The sequence below is a fragment of the Mesorhizobium amorphae CCNWGS0123 genome (genome assembly GCF_001686985.1).
Classification (GTDB): domain Bacteria; phylum Pseudomonadota; class Alphaproteobacteria; order Rhizobiales; family Rhizobiaceae; genus Mesorhizobium; species Mesorhizobium amorphae.
Window position 1 is genome coordinate 1,135,161 of the sequence record NZ_CP015318.1, and the last position, 21,505, is coordinate 1,156,665.

Annotated in this window: 19 protein-coding genes; 11 read left to right on the top strand and 8 right to left on the bottom strand. The window is 64.0% G+C overall.

Features of this window, described 5'->3' with window-relative positions; all coding sequences use genetic code 11:
* Positions 1-9: 9 nt before the first annotated feature.
* The 7 genes from A6B35_RS05515 to A6B35_RS05545 all read left to right on the top strand — a co-directional run bounded on the left by A6B35_RS05515 (position 10) and on the right by A6B35_RS05545 (position 8,186).
* Positions 10-834 (top strand): carbohydrate ABC transporter permease, encoded by an 825-nt coding sequence (locus tag A6B35_RS05515; protein ID WP_006201820.1) that lies wholly within the window; start codon positions 10-12, stop codon positions 832-834.
* Between the two features lie 45 nt (positions 835-879).
* Positions 880-1,878: an ABC transporter ATP-binding protein gene (locus A6B35_RS05520; protein WP_006201821.1), complete on the top strand. Its 999-nt coding sequence runs from the start codon at positions 880-882 to the stop codon at positions 1,876-1,878.
* Positions 1,879-1,880: 2 nt separating this feature from the next.
* The gene (locus tag A6B35_RS05525; RefSeq protein WP_006201822.1) at positions 1,881-2,651 is read left to right on the top strand and encodes an L-iditol 2-dehydrogenase; all 771 of its coding nucleotides are present in this window, start codon (positions 1,881-1,883) and stop codon (positions 2,649-2,651) included.
* A gap of 87 nt (positions 2,652-2,738) precedes the next feature.
* Positions 2,739-4,217 (top strand): mannitol dehydrogenase family protein, encoded by a 1,479-nt coding sequence (locus A6B35_RS05530; protein WP_006201823.1) that lies wholly within the window; start codon positions 2,739-2,741, stop codon positions 4,215-4,217.
* 18 nt (positions 4,218-4,235) lie between these two features.
* Entirely contained in the window at positions 4,236-4,919 is a 684-nt protein-coding gene (locus A6B35_RS05535) for an HAD family hydrolase (RefSeq protein WP_006201824.1), read from the top strand.
* Positions 4,916-6,502, top strand: a complete 1,587-nt coding sequence (locus A6B35_RS05540; RefSeq protein WP_006201825.1) for an FGGY-family carbohydrate kinase — start codon at positions 4,916-4,918, stop codon at positions 6,500-6,502. Before A6B35_RS05535 ends, A6B35_RS05540 begins: the two co-directional genes overlap by 4 nt.
* A gap of 280 nt (positions 6,503-6,782) precedes the next feature.
* Positions 6,783-8,186, top strand: a complete 1,404-nt coding sequence (locus A6B35_RS05545; RefSeq protein WP_006201826.1) for an MATE family efflux transporter — start codon at positions 6,783-6,785, stop codon at positions 8,184-8,186.
* Positions 8,187-8,242: 56 nt separating this feature from the next.
* On the opposite strand, the gene A6B35_RS05550 is transcribed toward A6B35_RS05545, so the two are convergent.
* The 8 genes from A6B35_RS05550 to speB all read right to left on the bottom strand — a co-directional run bounded on the left by A6B35_RS05550 (position 8,243) and on the right by speB (position 15,528).
* A complete protein-coding gene (locus A6B35_RS05550) occupies positions 8,243-9,046 on the bottom strand; it encodes an ABC transporter permease (protein ID WP_006201827.1) in 804 nt (267 codons plus the stop codon).
* On the bottom strand, positions 9,043-9,897 hold the full coding sequence (locus A6B35_RS05555) for an ABC transporter permease (RefSeq protein WP_006201828.1): 855 nt from the start codon (positions 9,895-9,897) through the stop codon (positions 9,043-9,045). Before A6B35_RS05555 ends, A6B35_RS05550 begins: the two co-directional genes overlap by 4 nt.
* On the bottom strand, positions 9,894-10,931 hold the full coding sequence (locus A6B35_RS05560; RefSeq protein ID WP_006201829.1) for an ABC transporter ATP-binding protein: 1,038 nt from the start codon (positions 10,929-10,931) through the stop codon (positions 9,894-9,896). The genes A6B35_RS05555 and A6B35_RS05560 overlap by 4 nt, the downstream gene beginning before the upstream one ends.
* A 78-nt stretch (positions 10,932-11,009) precedes the next feature.
* Positions 11,010-12,098 (bottom strand): ABC transporter substrate-binding protein, encoded by a 1,089-nt coding sequence (locus tag A6B35_RS05565; protein ID WP_006201830.1) that lies wholly within the window; start codon positions 12,096-12,098, stop codon positions 11,010-11,012.
* A gap of 68 nt (positions 12,099-12,166) precedes the next feature.
* A complete protein-coding gene (locus A6B35_RS05570; protein ID WP_006201831.1) occupies positions 12,167-12,814 on the bottom strand; it encodes an amino acid ABC transporter permease in 648 nt (215 codons plus the stop codon).
* Positions 12,811-13,479 (bottom strand): amino acid ABC transporter permease, encoded by a 669-nt coding sequence (locus A6B35_RS05575; RefSeq protein ID WP_006201832.1) that lies wholly within the window; start codon positions 13,477-13,479, stop codon positions 12,811-12,813. The genes A6B35_RS05570 and A6B35_RS05575 overlap by 4 nt, the downstream gene beginning before the upstream one ends.
* A 99-nt stretch (positions 13,480-13,578) precedes the next feature.
* A complete protein-coding gene (locus A6B35_RS05580; RefSeq protein WP_006201833.1) occupies positions 13,579-14,385 on the bottom strand; it encodes a transporter substrate-binding domain-containing protein in 807 nt (268 codons plus the stop codon).
* Positions 14,386-14,466: 81 nt separating this feature from the next.
* Positions 14,467-15,528 (bottom strand): agmatinase, encoded by a 1,062-nt coding sequence (gene speB / locus A6B35_RS05585; protein WP_006201834.1) that lies wholly within the window; start codon positions 15,526-15,528, stop codon positions 14,467-14,469.
* A gap of 262 nt (positions 15,529-15,790) precedes the next feature.
* Between speB and gcvA the strand changes: the two genes are divergently transcribed.
* The 4 genes from gcvA (at position 15,791) to A6B35_RS05605 (ending at position 21,420) form a co-directional block, all read left to right on the top strand.
* Positions 15,791-16,765, top strand: a complete 975-nt coding sequence (gene gcvA / locus A6B35_RS05590) for a transcriptional regulator GcvA (RefSeq protein WP_006201835.1) — start codon at positions 15,791-15,793, stop codon at positions 16,763-16,765.
* A gap of 219 nt (positions 16,766-16,984) precedes the next feature.
* A complete protein-coding gene (gene pncB, locus A6B35_RS05595; protein WP_006201836.1) occupies positions 16,985-18,289 on the top strand; it encodes a nicotinate phosphoribosyltransferase in 1,305 nt (434 codons plus the stop codon).
* Positions 18,290-18,510: 221 nt separating this feature from the next.
* A complete protein-coding gene (locus tag A6B35_RS05600) occupies positions 18,511-19,965 on the top strand; it encodes a hypothetical protein (RefSeq protein ID WP_040582669.1) in 1,455 nt (484 codons plus the stop codon).
* Between the two features lie 150 nt (positions 19,966-20,115).
* A complete protein-coding gene (locus tag A6B35_RS05605; RefSeq protein WP_006201838.1) occupies positions 20,116-21,420 on the top strand; it encodes an ABC transporter substrate-binding protein in 1,305 nt (434 codons plus the stop codon).
* The last annotated feature ends 85 nt before the right edge of the window (positions 21,421-21,505 follow it).

The window sequence follows — 21,505 nt, forward strand, 5'->3', positions numbered from 1 at the left end:
GAGGCTAAGATGGCACGTGCAGTCACCACCCAGCACAAGACGATCGCAACCGCTGCCGCATGGATCGTCGCGCTGCTGATCTTCTTCCCAATCCTTTACACGATCATCACCTCGTTCAAGTCGGAGCAGGAGGCGATCCAGGGCTTCGCCCTGATCCCGTCGGGGACCATCGAGAGCTATTCCGAAGTCCAGGCGCAGAGCGGCTATTTCAAGTTCTTCTTGAATTCCGTGCTGCTGTCGGTCGGCTCGACCATCCTGGCTCTGCTCGTCGCCATACCGGCGGCGTGGTCGATGGCCTTCTCGCCGACCAAGCGGACCAAGGACATCCTGATGTGGATGCTCTCCACCAAGATGATGCCGGCGGTTGCCGTGCTGTTCCCGATCTACCTGATCTTCCGCGACTCGGGTCTGCTCGACAGCCGCGTCGGCCTGATGGTCATGCTGATGCTGATCAACCTGCCGATCGTGGTCTGGATGCTCTACACCTACTTCCGCGAGATCCCCGGCGAGATCCTGGAAGCAGCGCGCATGGACGGCGCCTCGCTGTGGAACGAGATCGTCTATGTGCTGACGCCGATGGCGGTGCCAGGCATCGCCTCGACCATGCTGCTCAACATCATCCTGGCCTGGAACGAGGCGTTCTGGACGATCCGGCTGACCACCACTGAAGCCGCACCGCTGACCGCCTTCATCAGCTCCTTCTCCAGCCCGCAAGGCCTGTTCTGGGCCAAGCTGTCGGCGGCCTCGACACTGGCGATCGCGCCGATCCTGATCATGGGCTGGTTCAGCCAGAAGCAGCTGGTGCGCGGCCTGACTTTTGGCGCGGTGAAATAACAACGCCGCAGGCGGACGACGGACACCAATCCCCGGGAGGAAACCATGGGAAACATCACGCTCAAGAACGTCTCCAAATCCTTTGGGTCGACGTCCATCATCCCCGGCCTCGACCTGGTCATTGAGAATGGCGAGTTCGTCGTCTTCGTCGGCCCGTCCGGCTGCGGCAAGTCCACGCTGCTGCGTCTGATCGCCGGGCTGGAGGACACCAGCGGCGGCACCATCAACATCGATGGCCGCGATGTCACCGGCGAGGCGCCGGCCAAGCGCAAGCTCGCCATGGTGTTCCAGTCCTACGCGCTCTACCCGCATATGACGGTGGCCAAGAACATCGCCTTCCCGCTGAAAATGGCGGGCGAGGACCAGGCGACCATCGACAAGAAGGTCAAGGACGCGGCGCGGGTGCTCAACCTCACCAACTATCTCGAGCGCCGCCCCGGCCAGCTCTCCGGCGGCCAGCGCCAGCGCGTCGCCATCGGCCGCGCCATCGTGCGCCAGCCGTCGGCCTTCCTGTTCGACGAGCCGCTGTCCAACCTCGACGCAGCGCTGCGCGGCACCATGCGCCTCGAGATCAGCGAACTGCACCACCAGCTCAAGACGACGATGATCTACGTCACCCATGACCAGGTCGAAGCCATGACCATGGCCGACAAGATCGTCGTCCTCAATGCCGGCAACATCGAGCAGGTCGGCTCGCCGATGGAGCTCTACAAGACGCCAAAGAACCTGTTCGTCGCCGGCTTCATCGGCTCGCCCAAGATGAACCTGATCGAAGGCGCGCCGTCCGCCAAATACGGCGCCAAGACGATCGGCATCCGTCCCGAGCACATGGAGATTTCGACCACGGCCGGCGAGTGGAAAGCCACCGTCGGCGTTGCCGAGCATCTCGGCTCCGACACCTTCCTGCACGTCCAGGCCGATGGCGTCGGGCCGCTGACGGTGCGCGCCGACGGCGAACTCGCCGTCCATCACGGCGACACCATCTACCTGACTCCCGAAAAGGCCAAGCTGCATCGCTTCGGCCCCGACGGGAAGGCGATGTAAGCATGCGCCTGGCCGGCAAATCGGCGCTGATCACCGGGTCGGCGCGCGGCATCGGCAAGGCCTTCGCCGAAGCCTATGCGCGCGAAGGCGCCATGGTGGCGATTGCCGACATCAACCTCGAAGCCGCCGCCAAGACCGCCGCGGAGATCGGCGGGAAGGCCTATGCGGTCAAGCTCGACGTCAGCGATCTCGCTTCGATCGAGGCGGCGGTCAAGGCGGTCGAGACCAGGACGGGCGGTCTCGACATATTGGTCAACAACGCCGCCCTGTTCGACCTGGCGCCGATCGTCGAGATCACCAAGGCAAGCTACGAAAAGCTGTTTTCGGTCAACGTCGCCGGCACGCTGTTCATGCTGCAGGCCGCCGCCCGCTCGATGATCGCCGCTGGCCGGGGCGGCAAGATCATCAACATCGCCAGCCAGGCCGGCCGGCGTGGTGAGGCGCTGGTCGCCGTCTACTGCGCCACCAAGGCCGCCGTCATCTCGCTCACCCAGTCGGCGGGGCTCGATTTGATCAAGCACCGCATCAACGTCAATGGCATCGCGCCCGGCGTCGTCGACAGCGACATGTGGGATGATGTCGACGCGCTGTTCGCCAAATACGAGAACCGGCCGAAGGGCGAGAAGAAGAGACTGGTCGGTGAGAGCGTGCCTTACGGCCGCATGGGCAAAGCGGAAGACCTGACCGGCATGGCCGTCTTCCTGGCCAGCGAGGACGCCGAATACATCGTCGCCCAGACCTACAATGTCGACGGCGGCCAGTGGATGAGTTGAGGGGCGAAGGCGCGCTTCTCCCCGTACCTCCGCGGGGAGAAGACGCCGGGATCGCGAAGGCCGAGTTGGGCCAAAGGGTAAAAGCAGATGACCGTGAAACTCTCGTCTTCCACTCTCGCCAAGCTTCCCTCGAAGGTCGCCGGCCCGCAATACGATCGCGCCACACTCAAGGCTGGCATCGTGCATTTTGGCGTCGGCAATTTCCATCGCTCGCACCAGGCCGTCTATCTCGATGACCTGTTCAATCAGGGCGTCGGCCACGACTGGGCACTGGTCGGCGCCGGCGTCTTCGAGGGCGAGAAGGTGGGCCGCGGCAAGCTGCAGGAACAGGACTGGCTGACCACCGTGGTCGAGCAGGACTCAGGCCATATGAGCGCCCGCGTCACCGGCGTGATGATCGACTTCCTGATGCCGGGCGATGCGACGGCGATCATCGAGCAGCTTGCCGATCCGGCGATCAGGATCGTTTCGCTGACCATCACCGAAGGCGGTTATTTCATCGATCCGGCCTCCGGCGTGTTCAACCCGACCCACCCTGATATCGTTGCCGACGCGCAACCAGGGGCGACGCCAAAAACCGTCTTTGGCCTGATCCTCGCCGGCCTGATGCACCGCCGCAGCGACGGCGTCGTGCCGTTCACCGTCATGTCCTGCGACAACATCCCTCACAACGGCCATGTCACCTCCGACGGCGTTATCGGCCTCGCCCGCCTGATCGACGAAAACTTGGCCAATTGGGTCAGCGACAACGTCGCCTTTCCGAACGGCATGGTCGATCGCATCACGCCCGCCACCACCGACCGCGAGCGCGGCATCCTGGCCAGCGATTTCGGCCTCGAGGATAACTGGCCGGTGTTCTGCGAGCCGTTCAAGCAATGGGTGCTGGAGGATCATTTCACCGACGGCCGTCCGCCGCTGGAAAAGGTCGGCGTGCAGTTCGTCAAGGACGTCGCGCCCTACGAGCTGATGAAGATCCGCATCCTCAATGGCGGCCATGCGACGATCGCCTATCCGGCCGGGTTGATGGACATCCATTTCGTCCATGAGGCGATGCAGGAGCCGCTGGTGCGCGGCTTCCTCGCCAAGCTGGAGCGCGACGAGATCATCCCGACCGTGCCGCCGGTGCCGGACACAGTGCTGGAAGATTATTACCAGCTCATCGAGCGCCGTTTCTCCAACCCGAAGATCGGCGACACCATTCGGCGGCTTTGTCTCGACGGTTCCAACCGCCAGCCGAAATTCATCATCCCGACCATCGCCGACCGGCTGAAGGCGGGAAAGAGCGTGGCCGGGCTGGCGCTGGAATCGGCGCTCTGGTGCCGCTACTGCTTCGGCACCACCGACAGCGGCGCCGTCATCGAGCCCAACGACCCGAACTGGGACCGGCTGCAGGCGACCGCGAAGGCGGCGAAGGGTACACCATCCGCCTGGCTTGCCATGGAGGACATCTATGGCGATGTCGGCCGCTCGCCGGTCTTCGCCGAAGCGTTCGCGCATGCGCTCAATGTTTTGTGGGCGAATGGTACGCGCGCGACGCTGACGCGCTATATCGCCGGCCAGCTCTGACGCCGACGGAAGCAGAGAATGACGCCCGAACTGGTCATCTTCGACTGTGACGGCGTCCTGGTCGACAGCGAGGCGCTCTCCGTCTCGGCTTTGCTCGGCATGATCGCGCTTGCCGGCGGCACTGTCAGCGAGGATCAGGCCTACGAGCATTTCCTCGGCAAGAGCATGAAGAGCGTCCGCGAGATCCTCGATCGCGATTTCGGGCTCGATATCTCCGACCAGCATCTGACCGCGATGCGCGTCGAATTGATGCGCAAATTCCGCGAGGAGCTGAAACCGATCCCCGGCATCAAGGACGTGCTGCCGAAGCTTGGCGTGCCGTTCTGCGTCGCCTCCTCCGGCACACTCGAGCGCATCAGCTATGCGCTCGACGTCACCGGACTGCTCGGCCTTCTGGAGCCGCATCTGTTCAGCGCCACCATGGTGGCCAAAGGCAAGCCCTCGCCCGACCTTTTTCTCCACGCAGCCGCCAGCATGCGCGCCCATCCGCGCAAATGCCTGGTCATCGAGGACAGTCCGGCCGGCATCGCGGCCGCGCGGGCGGCGGGCATGCGCGTCTTTGCCTTCACCGGCGGCTCACATGCCGGCAACCCGGCATTGAAAGCGCGGCTTGCGTCGAGTGAACCGGACTTTATATTCGCTGACATGCTGCAATTGCCCGATCTGATTGCAGGCCTGGGAGCGAGAGAAAAAGCATCTTGACCAACAGTTTCGTTTGCGCGGTCGATGTCGGCACCGGGAGCGCCCGTGCGGGCATTCTCGACACCAGGGGTACCTTGCTTGGCCGCGCCGATCACCCGATCGCCATGCACCAGCCCAAGGCCGATCATGCCGAGCATGATTCGCGCGATATCTGGTCGGCGGTGTGCATCGCCGTACGCGCCGCCCGCGAGAAGGCCGGTGTGGCGGCTGGCGACATTGTCGGCATCTCCTTCGATGCCACCTGCTCGCTGGTGGTGCGCGACAGGCAAGGCGGCCAGCTCAGCGTGTCGGCGACCGGGGAGCGGCGCTGGGACACCATCGTCTGGCTCGACCATCGCGCCATCGCCGAGGCCGACGAGTGCACGGAAAGCGGCCATACGGTGCTCGACTATATAGGCGGCGTCATGTCGCCGGAGATGGCGACGCCGAAGCTGATGTGGCTGAAGCGCAAATTGCCCGGAACATGGAATGAAGCCGGCTATCTATTCGACCTCACCGATTTCCTGACCTGGAAGGCGACCGGCTCGCTGGCGCGCTCGCAATGCACGCTGACCGCCAAATGGACCTATCTCGCGCATGAAGAAACCGGTTGGCGGCGTGATTTCTTCGAAACCGTCGGTCTTGGCGATCTTTTCGAGCACGGCAATCTGCCGGAGAAGGCAAGTCCGGTCGGAGCCGATATCGGCCCGCTCAGCGCCGAGGCGGCGGCGGAGCTTGGTCTGACGGAAAAATGCCGGGTCGGTGCCGGCGTCATCGATGCCTATGCCGGCGCGCTCGGTGTGCTTGGTGGTTTTGCCGGCGACGGCAGCAATATCAGCCGCCATCTGGCGCTGATCGCCGGCACCTCCTCCTGCGTCATGGCAATGTCGCCCGACCCGCAGCCTTTCGCCGGCGTCTGGGGGCCGTACTATGGCGCGGCACTGCCAAAACTCTGGCTGTCGGAAGGCGGCCAGTCGGCCACCGGCGCGCTGCTCGACCACATCATCCGCTGGCATGGCGCCGGCGGCGAGCCCGACGCCGCCATGCACGCCAGGATCGCCCGCCGTGTCGCCGAACTGCGTGCCGCCGAGGGCGAAGGTCTCGCGGCGAGGCTGCATGTGCTGCCGGATTTCCACGGCAACCGCTCGCCGTTGGCCGATCCGCATGCGGTCGGCGTCGTCAGCGGGCTTACACTCGATTCCTCCTTCGACAGCCTGTGCAAGCTCTACTGGCGCACCGCAGTCGGTATCGCGCTCGGCGTGCGCCATGTGCTGGAAGCGCTGAACGAGAACGGCTATCTGATCGACACGCTGCACGTCACCGGCGGCCACACCAAGAACCCGCTTTTGATGGAGCTCTATGCCGACGCCACCGGCTGCGCGGTGGTCGAACCGCTGGCCGATGAGGCGGTGCTGCTCGGCACCGGCATGGTCGCGGCCACCGCCGCCGGGCTTTTCCCCGACCTCAACGCCGCCTGCGTCGCCATGCAGCAAGGCGGCAAGAAACGCGCCGCCAACCCGGCCGCCGGCACTCGCTTCGACCGCGACTACCGCATCTTTCTGGAGATGCACCGCCAGCGGCAGGCGCTGGACGAGATCCGTTAGAACAATTCCAGGAAAAGTGTGAAGCGGTTTTCCCGGGAAAAGCGCGTAGCGCTTTCCCTTGGGAATTGCGTCAAGGCAAACAGATAGAGCGGGTCTGCGTTTCCGTGAAACGCTGAACCGCTCAAGCTCTGGCTCAATAGCTGCCCGCTCCTCCTCCCTTGCCTTCATGTCGCATTTCGTTCAATAGACGGCGCAAACGCCGCGAAACCGAGGGTTTTGCCGTTTGCAATGCGGCTTCCGGCTCCTATGCCGACGCGCCGCAATCGGAAAGAGCAGGACAATGTCTGCGATCGAAGCCGGCGCTCGCGCGCCGGAAAACCTTTGGCGTCAGGAAATCACGGCGACGCTGGCGCTCGCCTGGCCGATGGTGCTGACCAATCTCGGCCAGACGGCCATGACCGCCACCGACGTCATGATGATGGGCAGGCTAGGGCCGGATACGCTGGCCAGCGGCGCGCTCGGCGCCAATCTCTATTTCATGCCGCTGATCTTCGGCCTTGGCCTGATGCTGGCGACCTCGCCGATGATGGCGACCGAACTCGGCCGCCGCCGCCATTCCGTGCGCGACCTGCGCCGCACTGTGCGCCAGGGCTTGTGGCTGGCGATCCTGATTTCAATTCCGATCTGGATCGCGCTCTGGCACGGCGAGGCAATCCTGTTGGCCATGGGCCAGGAACCGGCGCTGGCGCATCAGGCAGGCATCTATCTGCGCTGGCTGGAATGGGCGGTACTGCCCTTCTATGGCTATATCGTGCTGCGCTCGTTCATCTCGGCGCTGGAGCGGCCGGGCTGGGCGCTGATCATCGTCTTCGTCGCCGTCGCCTGCAACGCCTTCTTCAACTGGGTGTTCATGTTCGGCAATCTAGGGGTCACCTCGATGGGCATTGCCGGCTCCGGTCTCGCCACGACGCTCTCCAGCATACTGATGTTTGTCGGCCTGGCGGCGGTGGTGATGCTGGAGAAGAAGTTCCGCCGCTATCGGATGTTCGGCCGCTTCTGGCGCGCTGACTGGCCGCGCTTCAAGGGCCTGCTGCGGCTCGGCATGCCGATCGCCGGCATCCTCGCCTTCGAGGTGACGATCTTCAACGCAGCGGCACTGCTGATGGGCCTGATCGACGCGGATTCGCTGGCCGCTCATGCCATCGCAATCCAGATCGCCTCGATCTCCTTCATGGTGCCGCTCGGCCTCAACCAGGCGGTGACGGTGCGGGTCGGCCTTGCCCATGGTGCGGGCAATCCGGAAGGCGTTTCCCGCGCCGGCTGGACAGCCTTCGTCATCGGCGTCTCCTTCATGGCGCTGATGGGTCTGGTGATGATCCTGTGGCCGCATCTGCTGATCAGCGCCTTCATCGATTTGACCAATCCGGCCAACGCCAGGGTGATCGCGCTTGCCGTGTCTTTCCTTGCGTTTGCGGCGCTGTTCCAGATCTTCGACGGCGCGCAGGCGGTGGCCGCCGGCATGCTGCGCGGCCTGCACGACACCAAGGTGCCGATGATCTATGCCGCGATCGGCTATTGGGGCGTCGGCCTGCCGCTCGGCGTGCTGCTCGCCTTCCATTTCGGCTTCAACGGCGTCGGCATCTGGATCGGCCTGTCGTCAGGGCTGGCGGTGGTCGCGGCCCTGCTTCTGGCACGCTGGCTGCGGCGCGATCGCATCGCGCCGCCGCTTGTGTTCGGGCATTGAAAAACAAAGCGGCCGCCGGACAGGTTCCGGCGGCCGCTTCGTTTGCGTGAGTTCGATCAGTTGCCGTCGGACGACATCGCGCCGAGCAGCCTGCGGATGTCGCCGAACCGCGCGATCGCGCCGAACACCAGCGCCGCCACCGCGACGAAGAACACCGACACCGAAGCCATGGTCGGCGTGTAGCCGTAGCGCAGCGCGTTGAAGATCTTGATCGGCAGCGTCTCGGTGGTGAAGCCGATCGTCATGTAGGCGACGATGTATTCGTTGAGCGACAGCACGAAGGCGAAGGCATAGCCCGAGACGAGGTAGGGCAGGATCAGCGGCAGCACCACGGTCTTCAAGACGGTGCGGTCGTCGGCGCCCATGGTGGCGGCGGCCTCGACCAGCGAGCGGTCGATCGAGGCAAAACCCAGCGACAGCGTCACCAGCGGCAGCGTCACGAAAAAGATCGCATGGCTGATGATGGCGGTGAAGAACTGGCCGAACAGCCCGACCGTCGCCCAGAAGCTGAGGAAGCCGAGCGCGGTGATAACCGGCGGCAAGATGAAGGGCGCCAGCCCCAGTACCTGAAAGATGTTCGCCCAGGGCGCGATGCGCCGCCACAGGAACCAGGCCAGCGGCAGTGCGATGGCCACCGCGATCGCCGCCGAGCAGACGGCGAGCGTCACCGAATGGATCAGCGCCAGCCGCCATTCCGGGTCGGTGAAGATCTGTCCGTACCATGCCAGCGAGAAGCCGACCGGCGGGAAAGCCAGGTCCTGCTTCTCGTTGACCGAGACGCCGGCAACGACGATGAGCGGCGCCGCCAGGAACAGGGCGACGAGGCCGAAATAGAAGCGGCGAAGCCAGATCTCGGTCATAGCGCGTTCTCCTTGCGTCCGACGAGCAGCGTCATTCCAACCAGCGCCAGCGAGATCAGCACCAGGAACACCGCCATCGCCGCCCCGAAAGGCATGTTGGACTGATAGATCGCCTGGTCGGTGATCAGCACCGACAGTGTCCAGTGTTGCGGCCGCCCGAGGATCTGCGGCAACAGATAGGACCCAAGCGCAAACACGAAGACCATGATCAGCGTTGCCACGATGGTGTTTCGGAGCGCCGGCGCCACGACGTTGAAGAAGGCCCGAACCGGCGAGGCGCCAAGCGTGCGCGCCGCCTCGAGCAGTGTCGGGTCGAGGCGCACCAGGGCGGGGTAGAGCACCAGTATGGTGTAAGGCAGCGCCTGGTAGACCATGCCGGTCAGCACCGCGCCGAAGGTAGGCAGCAGCGCCACCGGCTTGTCCATCAGCCCGATCGCCACGAACAGGTTGGTGATGCCCGCGGTGCGCGAAAACAGCGTCGACCAGGCAAAGCCGATGATGACCTCCGACAGCGACAGCACCGACAACAGCCCGACCAGCCACAGCGTCTGCACATGGCGCGGCCGCCTTGTCAAAAGATAGGTGAAGGGGAAGGCGATGGCGACGCAGCAGACGGCGACCAGCACCGCCAGCATCAGCGAAAAGCCGAGCACGCCGCCGAAGAACACCGACAGGAAGCGTGCGTAATTGTCGAACACGAAATCCGGCGTGTAGAAACCGGAGGGATTGCGCTTGAAGAAGCTCACCGCGATCATCGTCGAGAACGGCACGACGAAGAAGACGATCAGCATCAGCGCCGGAAAGAACAGCGGCGTGTAGTCGGCTACCGACTTTGGAGCTTCGCGTCTCATGAGCCGAGCACCACGCAGCTTGCGGGCGGCAGCGTGACGCCGACCTTGGCGCCGACCGGCACGTCATGCCGCTCGCGCGGCGTCGTCACGGCGATGATGCTGGTGCCGCCGACCTCGACGAAGGTCTCGATGGTGCCGCCGAGATCGCGCACGAAACTGACCTCGCCGGTGATTGCCGATCCGCCGGGAGCGCCCAGATGCACGTCCTCGGGACGGATCGACACCGAGGCCTTGCTTTGCCCCGCCGGCATTGCCAGGCCGGGAATGGCAGTGCCGAGGATGGTGGTGCGCCCGGCGCTGTCAACTTCGGCCGGCAACAAATTGGTGATGCCGATGAAGTCGGCGACGAAGGCGTCGGCCGGTTTGCGGTAGATTTCGATCGGCGGCGCCGCCTGCAGGATCCTGCCATGGCCCATGACGACGACGAGGTCGGCCATGGTCATTGCTTCGCGCTGATCGTGGGTGACGACGATGGTGGTGATGCCGAGCCGCTGCTGCAACTGGCGCAGTTCCACCTGCATGGCCTCGCGCAATTTGGCGTCGAGCGCCGACAGCGGCTCGTCGAGCAGGAACAGTTTCGGCGACAGCGCCAAGGCACGGGCGATCGCCACGCGCTGGCGCTGGCCGCCCGACAGTTTCGCCACCGGGCGATCGGCAAAGCCGGGCAGGTGGATCAGGCTCAGCAACTCGTCGACGCGTTTCTTCTGCTCTTCCTTCGAGGCGCCGCGAATGCGCAGCGCATAGGCGATATTGTCTCCGACAGAAAGATGCGGAAACAGCGCCAGCGACTGGAACACCATGCCGAGATTGCGCTTGTGCGTCGGCAGCGGCGTGATGTCCTCGCCGTCGAGCACGATGGCGCCGCTGGTCGGCTCCTCCAGCCCGGCAATCATGCGCAGCAGCGTGGTCTTGCCGCAACCCGATGGGCCGAGCAGGCACACGAAAGTGCCGTGCGGTACGTTGAGCTGGACATTGTCGACGGCGGCGAAGCTGCCGAATTTCTTGGTGATGGCGTTGATGTTCAATCCGGACATGACTCACCCCTCTCAGGCATTGCACTGCAAGGGCCGCCGGAGGCTATCCGGCGGCCGGTCAGGTTAATGCAGGTCGGCTTAGCCGACGATCAGCTCGGTCCACTTCTGGTTGATCCAGTCGGCCTTCGACGTATAGAGGTCGTAGCGCGGGATGATAGGCTCGATGTCCGACGACACCGCGGCGAACTCTTCCGGCTTGAGGTCCAGCACCTCTTTCTTGAGCGTCGGCGTGGTGCCGACCTTGCGCGACATGAGGCCCTGCATCGAGGGTTGGCTCATATAGTCGATGAAGGCGTGCGCCTCGTCGACCTTGGTCGAGGCGCGCGACAGCACCCAATTGCCGGAATCCTGGATGCCGCCTTCCTTCGGGAAGGTCGAGCGGACATGGAAGCCGTCGGCGGCCGCGAGCCCGGTGACGTCGTGATAATACTGGCCCATCGGGATCTCGCCCGACTTCAAGGCCTGCTCGAACTGCGCCTCGTCGCGGTACCAGAGGCGGACGTTCGGCTTGACTTCTGCCAGCTTTTCGAACGCCTTGTTCAGCCCGTCCTCGGTGTCGAGCGCGTTGGTGCCGCCCATGAAGGTCTTGGCAGTCACTTCGAGCAGGAACGAGTTGGAGGCAAGCGCCAGCAGGCCGAGCTTGTCTTCATTGGCCTTGTCCCAGAGCGCCTCCCACGATGTCGGCGCTTCCTTGTAGGCATCGGTGTTGGTGACCAGCGTGATCCACCAGGCAACGGCCCCGATGCCGGCAACGCGGCCGTCCGGATACTTGTTGACGAAGCGGGGCAGCAGGTCGTTGTAGTGCTTGAATTTCGACGTATCGAGCGGCGTCCACAATTCGGTCGACTGGCCCTTTATCGTCGAGCCCTGCGACATCATCGAAAGGTCGGCCGGCGCCTGCCCGGCCTTGGCCGCCTGTTCGAGCTGCACCAGCCAGGCCTCGCCGGTCGGCTCGGCGACGGATTCCACCGCGATGCCGGTTGCCTTGGTGAAATCCGGGAAGACATGCTCGTCGAAGGATTTCTTGAAGTAGCCGCCATAGACGCCGACCTTCAGCGACTTGTCCTGCGCCCGCAGGATCGACGGCATGGCGAGCATGCCTGCCGTTGCGAGGCCGGCGCCAAGCACGCCGCGCCGTGTCAGGGATTTTCCGATCAGTCTGTTCATCTCGTTTCTCCTCAGTTGATGCCGGCTAACCGGCGGGTTCCCGTCACACACTGTTTCGCCGCCTGGCGTCAGTGGGCCGCCGCTCGTTGTTCGAGCGTGCGGGCGTATTGCGTCAGTGGAAAGCACATGACGAAGAAGATCAGCGCCACCAGCCCGTAGACCTTGAACGGCTCGAAGGTGGCGTTGTTGATGGCGTTGGATGTCCTGACCAGTTCCTCGAAGCCGATGATCGAGGTCAGCGCTGTCGATTTGATCAGCTGCACCAGGAAACCGACGGTCGGCGCACGGGTGATCGAGAACGCCTGCGGCAGGATGATCAATCTCAGCTCCTGCAGATAGTGGAGGCCGAGGCTGGCGCCCGCATCCCACTGGCCCTGCGGCAACGCGGCGACGCCGCTGCGCCAGATCTCGGCCAGGTAGGCGCTGGCGAAGAAGGTGAGGCCGAGCACCGCCGCCGTCCACGGCTCGATGCGCAGACCGAGCATGGGCAGGCCGAAGAACATCAGGAACAGCTGCATCAGGAGCGGCGTGCCCTGGAACAGCGCGATGTAGCCGGAAGCAATGCGCCGGCTCCACTTGTTTTTGGCGATCCTGAAGAACAGCACGACGAGGCCGACCAGCGCGCCGCCGACGAAAGCGGCAAGCGACAAAAGCACCGTCCAGCGCGCGGCGAGCAAGAGGTTGCGCAGAATATCCCAGAAGGTGAATTCGATCATGACACACCGGCTCCCAGAACGCGGCGTCCGCCTGAAACCAGCAGCCGGCGCAGCCCCATCGACAGGCCGAGATAGACCATCGTCACCACGAAATAGGTTTCGAAGGCGCGGAATGTGCGGGCCTGCAGCATGTCGGCCTCGTAGGTCAGTTCCCGCACGGCGATCTGCGACACGACGGCGGATTCCAGCATCATGATGACGACCTGGCTGGTCAGCGCCGGGTAGATCACTTTGAGCGCCTGCGGCAGCACGATCTTGACGAACACCTGGCGCGGCCTGAGCCCGAGGGCGAGCGCTGCCTCCGTCTGTCCGCGCGGTACCGCGTCGAGCCCGGCGCCGACGATCTCGATCGTGTAGGCAGCCATGTTGAGCGTCATCGCCAGCATGGCGGCCAGGATCGGATCGAGCCTGACGCCGAGGCTGGGCAGGCCGAAGAAGATGAAGAACAGCTGCACCAGGAACGGCGTGTTGCGCATCACCTCGACATAGACGCCAATCGCCCGCTTCAGCAGCGGCGGGCCGTTTCGCCGGCCGGCCGCGCCGAGGATGCTGAGCAGCGTTCCCACGAACGTGGTCACGACGATCAACAGCATCGTCGTGGCCGCGCCGCGCGCGATCGCGCCCACAGCACCCGCAAGCCAGCCGAAGTCCAGGCTGTAGCCCATGACGATAGGTCCCGTCCGGAATTGCGTAAAAACAAATACTTAGAGCGGGTCGGCGGTTTATCAAAAGCTGAACCGCCCTAAGTATCAATGACTCTGGCATCAATCCTTGAGGTTGTCGGGATTGAGCGGCGTCTTCAGCCAGGCCTTCGAGCTCTCATCCAGCTTGCCGTCGGCGAGCATCTTGGCGACCGCGTCGTTGACCGCCTGCTTCAGCCGGTCCTCGTTCTTGTTGAGGCCGATATGCGAAGGCGAGGTGAGCAACTGGAACTTCTGCTCCGGCTGCAGCGCGTCCTGCTTGGCCAGCACCTGGGCGCCGACATCGTTGCCGACCACCATCAGCTGGGTCTGGCCGGAGATGAAGGCCTGGATGACGGCGTTGTAGTTGTCGAAGCGGCGGATGTCGGCCGAAGCCGGCGCAGCCTCGGTCAGCGAAGTGTCCTCCAGCGTGCCGCGGTTGACGGCGACCGACTTGTCGGCCAGGTCTTCCTTGCCTTTGACCGCAAGGGCGGCCGGGCCGATGACGGCGATGTAGTATGGCGCATAGGCGGCGGCGAAATCGATCACCTGCTCGCGCTCCTTGGAGTAGCCGACGCTCATCAAAATATCGACGCGCTTGTCGGTCAGATACGGGATGCGGTTCTGGCCGGTGACGCTGACCAGGTTGAGCTTGACCTTCAGGGAATCGGCGATGGCCTGCGCCACGTCGATGTCATAGCCCTTGATGCTCATGTCGGCGCTGGCCGAGGAGAAGGGCGGGAAATCGGAGAAGATGCCGACATTGATCGCGCCGGCCTTGGCGATGTCGTCGACCGCGTCGGCATTGGCCTGTGTGGTGAAACCAAAGCCGGTCGCGCCGAGCATCAGCACGGCGGCGATGGATGATTTGAGCTTCATGTGAAAAGTCATTGTCGTTCCCCTGCTGGAAGCTTGTTTGTTTGAGGTCGGCCGCCGGCTCCAGCGCGGCGGCCGCCTTCGATTTGTCTGGTGTCAGGATCCCTTGCTCGTGATCGCCGGGCTGAACACCATCAGGCTCAGGATCTCGAACAGAATCTGAGCGCCGACATGAGCGGTGTTGGTGGTCGCGTCATACTGCGGCGCCACCTCGACGACGTCGCCGCCGACGATGTTGAGGCCCTTGAGGCCGCGCAGCAGTTCGAGCACCTCGCGCGTCGTCAATCCGCCGATCTCCGGCGTGCCGGTGCCCGGCGCGAAGGCCGGATCGACGCTGTCGACGTCGAAGGAGATGTAGGTCGGGCCGTCGCCGACAATCTTGCGCGCCTTCTCGATGATGGCGGGGATGCCGAGGCCGGTCACCTCCTCGGCATGCACCACGGTCATGCCGGATTCGTAGCTGAACTCCCACAGATACTCGGCCGCGCCGCGGATGCCGATCTGGATGGTGCGCGACGGGTCGAGCACACCGTCCAGCACCGCGTTGCGGAACGGCCCGCCATGATGGAACTTGGTCAGGTCGAACAGGCCGCTGGTGTCGCAGTGGGCGTCGATATGGATCATGCCGACCGGCGCCTTCTTGCCGACCGCCTTCAGGATCGGATGGCTGATCGAATGGTCGCCGCCGACTGAAAGCGGGATCACGCCGGCATCGACGATCTGGTGGGTACGGCGCTCGATGTCTTCATGGCTGGTCTCCAGCCGGTAGCGGCTCTGGAACGGCACGTCGCCGATGTCGGCGACCCGAAGCTCATGCGTCGGCGCGCATTCCAGGACGTGGTTGTACGGGCCGATGCGTTCGATGGCGCGCAGCGCTCGAGGCCCGAAGCGCGAGCCCGGTCGGTTGGTGACGCCGAGATCCATCGGCACGCCGATGATCGCCACCTGCAGGTCGCCGAAGTCCGGATTCTCGGCGGCAATTTCGCGATAGGGTGCTGCAAGGAAGGTCGGGATGCCGGAATAGGGCGCCAGCCTTGTGCCGCTCTTGGAAAAGATCTTGTCGGCGACCTTGCGGAATTTCGGGTCGAACATCTCGCCGCCATGGCCCTCGCCATATTTGCGACGCAACGCTTCGAGCTTGCCGCGATCATAACCCATGTCGGTCTCCTCCTGTCTGAACGATGACTCGAAAGGCCTCGGCGACGCTTGGCGAACTGACCACCATCCGGCCGGACCGCTGTCCCGCTCTGGCTGCCTTCGAATTTCACGTCTTGATGCTGCTCTGGTGCAAAGTGTCCGGCAGCTGGATTGAAAAATCAATTGATATTGTTAGTGTGATTACTGTGAGAAAATCTCACAATCATTTTGGCGCGCGATCTTGCCCGAAAACCGGCCCCGGGATCATGCCTAGCGAGTGCCGATGGCCAAGCGTCTGCCCCCTTTGAATCCGCTGCGCGCCTTCGAGGCGACGGCACGCCACGCCTCGCTGACCAAGGCGGCGACCGAGCTCAATGTCACCCACGGCGCCATCAGCCACCAGATCAAGGCGCTCGAGCAATCGCTCGGCGTCAAGCTGTTCGAGCGCACGGGACAGCGGGTGAAGCTCACACCGCACGGCGCGGAACTCTTGCCTGCGGTGTCAAGCGCCTTCGACGGCATCGCCGCAGCCACCCAGCGCATGACCAGGCCGGCCAGCGCCGGCACGCTGTCGGTCTCCTGCGTGCCGGCGCTGCTGCTCTTGTGGATGACGCCGCGGCTCGGCAGCTTCATGGCGCAATATCCCGACATCAGGCTGACGCTGATCCCCTCCAACGATCCAAGGGACATCCGTGCGCCGCAGATCGATGTCTGCGTGCACTATGGCGACGGCAGCTGGAGCGACTGCTGGATGCGCAAATGGTCGGGCCTGGAGTTGTTCCCGGTGGTCAGCCCGACGCTGATCAACAACCGCCCGATCCGCACAGTCCGCGATCTCGCCGACCATGTCTTCCTGCATGGCGATGACGGCCGCGAGTGGCACACCTGGCTGGCGGCCGCCGACGGGCTGGATCTGGAGCGCGGCCGCCGCCACCATCTCGGCGATGCCCGCACCGCAACCGAAGCCGCAGTGCACGGCCATGGCGTGGCGCTTGGCGATTCCGTAACGGCAAGCACGCTGCTCGCCAGGGGCCTGTTGGTCGCGCCGTTCAGCCTGTCGGTGCCGGCGGTCGACGATTTCTACGTCGTCTGCCGCAATGAGATGCGCTCGGCGCCGATCGTGCAGCTGTTCATCGACTGGCTGTTTGCCGAAAAGGAACAGGCCGACGGCCGCGCCGACGCGCCGGTGGCCGGCCGCATCGGCATCCGCCGGAAGCGTCCGGCATTGCGGGTCATCGGCGCCAAGAGCGTGTCCTGAGCTGGACTGGAGCGGTTTCTTTTTGTCGGGCCAGCCTGGAAAGCGGGCAGCGCTTTCAAAAATTCGATGCTAAGAGGCATTTGGCCAATGCATGTCGCCCAAAAGTGCGCAGCGGTTTTGGGAAAACGACATGCGTAGAACAAGGACTTGAAGCGCGTCGCCTGAATCCGTTTCAGAGCGAAGTGCTTCAAGAGCGAGCAGCGAAGGCGGCATCGAGATATGGCAAAGACCGATATAGCGCGGCGCGTCTACAACCACACCTGGAAGCTCGACCCGATCGTCCGCAGCCTGCTCGACACCGATTTCTACAAGCTTTTGATGCTGCAGATGATCTGGGGCATGTATCCCAAGGTCGACGCCACCTTCTCGCTGATCAACCGCACCACTTCGGTGCGCCTCGCCGAGGAGATTGACGAGGCGGAGCTGCGCGACCAGCTCGACCACGCCCGCACTTTGCGCTTCTCCAAGAAGGAGATGATCTGGCTGGGCGGCAACAATTTCTATGGCCGCAAGCAGATCTTCGAACCGGAGTTCCTCGCCTGGCTGGAGGATTTCCAGCTGCCCGAATACGAACTGTCCAAGCGCGGCGGCCAGTATGAGCTCTCCTTCAGCGGCCCGTGGATGTACACCACGCTGTGGGAGATCCCGGCGCTGGCTATTATCAATGAACTCCGATCTCGCGCGGCCATGCGCGCCTTCGGCCCCTTTGCGCTCGACGTGCTCTACGCCCGCGCCAAGGCCAAGATGTGGGCCAAGACCGAGCGGCTGAAGGCCTTGCCCGGCATCCGCATTTCCGACTTCGGCACCCGCCGCCGCCATTCCTTCCTGTGGCAGCGCTGGTGTGTCGAGGCGCTCAAGGAAGGTATCGGCGAGGCCTTCACCGGCACCTCCAACGTGCTTCTGGCCATGGACAACGACCTCGAGGCGCTCGGCACCAACGCGCACGAACTGCCGATGGTGTTTGCAGCGCTCGCCAATTCCGAAAAGGAACTGAAACAGTCGCCCTACAAGGTGCTGCAGGACTGGCAGCGCTACTATGGCGGCAATCTCTTGATCGTGCTGCCCGATGCCTTCGGCACCGCCTCCTTCCTGCGCGACGCGCCGGACTGGGTCGCCGACTGGACCGGCTTCCGCCCCGACAGCGCGCCGCCGATCGAAGGCGGCGAGAAGATCATTTCCTGGTGGCGCGAGAGGGGCAAGGATCCCAGACAGAAGCTGCTGATCTTCTCCGACGGGTTGGAGGTCGAGACCATCGAGGAGACCTACCGCCACTTCAAGGGCAAGGTGCGCATGTCCTTCGGCTGGGGCACCAACCTGACCAACGACTTTGAGGGCTGCGCGCCGACGGAGACCAACAGCCTCGATGCGATATCGCTGGTCTGCAAGGTCACCGAGGCGAATGGCCGCCCGGCGGTGAAGCTGTCCGACAACCCGGCCAAGGCGACGGGGGACCTGAAGGAGATCGAGCGGTATCTCAGGATTTTCGGGGCGAAGGATCGCGTGGAGCAACTGGTCAAGGTGTGAGGGTGCGGACGGCAGCCTGCGCCGACATCTGGCTTGATCCGGCGTCAGCGTCCGGGATGGCAAATTTGGATAGGCTGAGTTCCGTCGCGCCCCCCTCTGTCCTGCCGGACATCTCCCCCACAAGGGGGGAGATTGCGATCTCATCTCCGCCTTCGCCAATTTTCGACGCTGCAAGGGAAGAGCCGGCGGCGAAACCGCCAATCTCCCCCCAAGTGGGGGAGATGTCCGGCAGGACAGAAGGGGGCGCCGTAGAGCGCCGTCGTCACCGGTTAGCGCTTCTAACTCCTGCCCTCGCAATGCTCCCCACCCCAGCCTTCGCGCACGCTTCCGACCGCGGCCATGTACTTCTTCTCCCGACTGGCTACTACGTCGCCGGCGGCGCGCTCGCCGTTGCCGTCAGCTTCCTCGTCCTGGCCCTGTTGCAGCCGGACGCCCTCGATCGCTTCTGGCGCCGGCGCCTGCCGCTCTTCGCCTTCGGCAACAGTTTTCGCACGATCACCAGCCTGATCTCCTTTGCCGGCTTCGCAATCCTCATCGCCGCCGGCCTGTCCGGCAGCCGCGATCCGCTCTCCAACCCGCTGCCCCTCGTCATATGGACGCTGCTGTGGGTGGGTTTGGCCATGTTGCAGGGGCTGCTCGGCGACCTCTGGTCGTGGCTCAATCCCTGGTATGGGCCATGGCGCATCATCAGTCGCCTGATCGGGCGCGAAGACGAGGCGCAGGAAACGCGCCTGCCCGCATGGCTCGGCTGCTGGCCGGCCGTCATCCTGTTCTTCGCCTACGCCTGGTTCGAGCTGATCGATCCGGCGCCCGACGATCCGGCGCGGCTGGCATTTGCCGCCGGCCTCTACTGGCTGCTGACCTTCATCGCCATGCTTGTTTTCGGCTATCGCGCCTGGAGCCGCCGCTGTGAGTTCCTGACGGTCTTCTTCGCTATGGTGGCGCGTTTCGCCATCCTTGAGCGCAATAAAGTCGAGCGTGATGAAGACGGCCGGCTCAATCTCTGCTGGCCCGGCGCCAAGCTGCGCGCGGCCGAGCCGCTGCCGGCAAGCGGCATCGCCTTCTTGCTGCTAGCCCTCTCATCGGTGTCTTTCGACGGCCTGTCCAAAACCTTTTTCTGGCTCGGCCTGTTCGGCATCAATCCGCTCGAATATCCGGGCCGCACCGCGATGATCGGCGTCGGCAGTTTCGGCCTCGTGCTGACATTCGTGCTGCTGGCAGCGGCATTCCTGCTTGCCGTCGTGCTCGGCCAGCGCCTTGCCGCCAGCCGGCATCCTCTTGGCGAGACAGCCGGCCTGCTGGTCTGGTCGATCGTGCCGATCGCGCTCGCCTATCATGTAGCCCACTATCTGACGGCGCTGCTGGTCGACGGCCAGTATGCGATTGCCGCCCTGTCGGACCCGTTTGCGCTCGGCTGGAACCTCTTTGGCACCTCGGACATGCAGATCGAAGCTGGCGTCGTTGCCGGTGCCGACGCGGCCTGGTGGCTGTGGAATCTGCAGGCTGGGATCATCATCGCCGGCCATATGCTCGCAGTGCTCGTCGCCCACGGTCTCGCCTGGCGGCTGCACCCGGTTCCGTCGCGTGCGGCACTCAGCCAATTGCCGCTCACCGTGCTGATGATCGCCTATACCGTCTTCGGCCTTTGGCTGCTTGCCACGCCGACAGCGGGATGACACAAGGCGACCACATCCCTTTGGGCAAAGCTCGCTTGCCACGTCGCGGCTTTGGTGATTTAGTTTGTACACATGCAATTTTGGTCCTCCTGCTAGGAGTGACCTGCCTCGTTACAGCCATTGGTCAAAACTCAAAAAAGGGGAACTGCCGTGACTGACAAGAATGGGTTTTTCGATCTCTCCAAAAGCACTCTTAGCCGCCGCACCGCACTGAAGGGCCTCGCCGCCGGGGCCGGCCTCGCGGTCGCTCCGGGCTTCGTCCGCTACAGCCAGGCGCAGAGCTCGGCACCGGTCAAGATCGGCTTCCAGTCGCACCGCACCGGCATCGGCGCCGCCTATGGCCGCTGGTACGAGAAGACCACCGCTGCCGCCGTCAAGGCGATCAACGATGCCGGCGGCATCAACGGCCGCCCGGTCGAGGTGGTGATCGAGGACGACGGCACCGATCCCGCCCGCGGCGCCGAAGTGGTCGGCAAGTTTGCTACCCAGCACAAGACCGACATCGTCTTCGGCACGCTGTTCTCGCATGTCGTCATCGGCTCGGCGCCCGCTGCCGGCGAGGCCAAGATTCCCTATTTCGTGGTCAGCGAAGGCCATCACGTCGCTTCGACCAAGCTCAACCGCTACGTCTTCCAGCCCGGCATCACCGACGTGAAGAGCCAGATCCAGTCGATGGCGCCATGGATCGCGGCCAATGCCGGCAAGAAGGTAACGCAGATCTTCCCCGACTTCGCCTTCGGCTACGACCACCGCGACTACCTGCCGCCGGCGCTGAAGGCTCAAGGCGCGGACGTCATCGCCCAGATAGCGATTCCGCCTACGGAATCCTCCTTCACCAAATACTTCCCGCAGATTCCGGCAGAAACCGAGGTGATTTACCACGTCATGGTCGGTCCGGCGGTGCTCACCTTCGTCAAGGAGCTCGGCGAATTCTACGGCTCCAACCGGCCGCAGCTGTTCGGCTTCATGGATTCGTTGGAAGCCACTGACATCAACAGCCCCGGGCTGGAATTCCTCGACGGCAGCCATTTCTGGGAAGGCTCGCCGCGCTATGCGCAGCCGGACGATTCCGCCGCGCAGAAGGCCTACCGCGCTGCCGTCGGCATCGACGACAATGGTGCGGCTGTCGGCGATCCCAAGGATGTCTCCACCGCGTCGCACATGTTCGGCTGCTGGGAAACGCTCTACGTCGTCAAGAAGGCGATGGAAGATGCCGGCTACAAAGGTCCGGAAGATCGCGCCAAGTTGGTTGAGGCGACCGAGGCGCTGACCGAGTTCGCCGAGGGACCCGAGCACCCGCAGGGGCCGAAAACCTTCAACGGCAAGATCCACCAGTGTTTTGGTATCCAGAACATCTCCAAGGTCGAAGGCGGCAAGCTGAAGGTCGTCCACAAGACCAAGATCGAGGACGGTCTTTACGAGCCGGAGGGGGATTACACGACGCAGGCGCTGTGAGGCGCCTTACCCTCCCCCTCGAGGGGGAGGGTCGGCGAACAGGTTTCGCATTTTGCGAAGCCTGTGAGACGGGGTGGGGGCTGCG

Excerpts from the sequence above, each read along its gene's own strand:
- gcvA (WP_006201835.1), top strand. The coding sequence starts at position 15,791 with ATGGCCAAGCGTCTGCCCCCTTTGAATCCGCTGCGCGCCTTCGAGGCG.
- A6B35_RS05550 (WP_006201827.1), bottom strand. The coding sequence starts at position 9,046 with ATGACCGAGATCTGGCTTCGCCGCTTCTATTTCGGCCTCGTCGCCCTG.
- A6B35_RS05600 (WP_040582669.1), top strand. The coding sequence starts at position 18,511 with ATGTCCGGCAGGACAGAAGGGGGCGCCGTAGAGCGCCGTCGTCACCGG.
- A6B35_RS05565 (WP_006201830.1), bottom strand. The coding sequence starts at position 12,098 with ATGAACAGACTGATCGGAAAATCCCTGACACGGCGCGGCGTGCTTGGC.
- pncB (WP_006201836.1), top strand. The coding sequence starts at position 16,985 with ATGGCAAAGACCGATATAGCGCGGCGCGTCTACAACCACACCTGGAAG.
- A6B35_RS05560 (WP_006201829.1), bottom strand. The coding sequence starts at position 10,931 with ATGTCCGGATTGAACATCAACGCCATCACCAAGAAATTCGGCAGCTTC.
- speB (WP_006201834.1), bottom strand. The coding sequence starts at position 15,528 with ATGGGTTATGATCGCGGCAAGCTCGAAGCGTTGCGTCGCAAATATGGC.
- A6B35_RS05545 (WP_006201826.1), top strand. The coding sequence starts at position 6,783 with ATGTCTGCGATCGAAGCCGGCGCTCGCGCGCCGGAAAACCTTTGGCGT.
- A6B35_RS05555 (WP_006201828.1), bottom strand. The coding sequence starts at position 9,897 with ATGAGACGCGAAGCTCCAAAGTCGGTAGCCGACTACACGCCGCTGTTC.
- A6B35_RS05535 (WP_006201824.1), top strand. The coding sequence starts at position 4,236 with ATGACGCCCGAACTGGTCATCTTCGACTGTGACGGCGTCCTGGTCGAC.
- A6B35_RS05580 (WP_006201833.1), bottom strand. The coding sequence starts at position 14,385 with ATGACTTTTCACATGAAGCTCAAATCATCCATCGCCGCCGTGCTGATG.
- A6B35_RS05515 (WP_006201820.1), top strand. The coding sequence starts at position 10 with ATGGCACGTGCAGTCACCACCCAGCACAAGACGATCGCAACCGCTGCC.
- A6B35_RS05520 (WP_006201821.1), top strand. The coding sequence starts at position 880 with ATGGGAAACATCACGCTCAAGAACGTCTCCAAATCCTTTGGGTCGACG.
- A6B35_RS05570 (WP_006201831.1), bottom strand. The coding sequence starts at position 12,814 with ATGATCGAATTCACCTTCTGGGATATTCTGCGCAACCTCTTGCTCGCC.
- A6B35_RS05530 (WP_006201823.1), top strand. The coding sequence starts at position 2,739 with ATGACCGTGAAACTCTCGTCTTCCACTCTCGCCAAGCTTCCCTCGAAG.
- A6B35_RS05525 (WP_006201822.1), top strand. The coding sequence starts at position 1,881 with ATGCGCCTGGCCGGCAAATCGGCGCTGATCACCGGGTCGGCGCGCGGC.
- A6B35_RS05575 (WP_006201832.1), bottom strand. The coding sequence starts at position 13,479 with ATGGGCTACAGCCTGGACTTCGGCTGGCTTGCGGGTGCTGTGGGCGCG.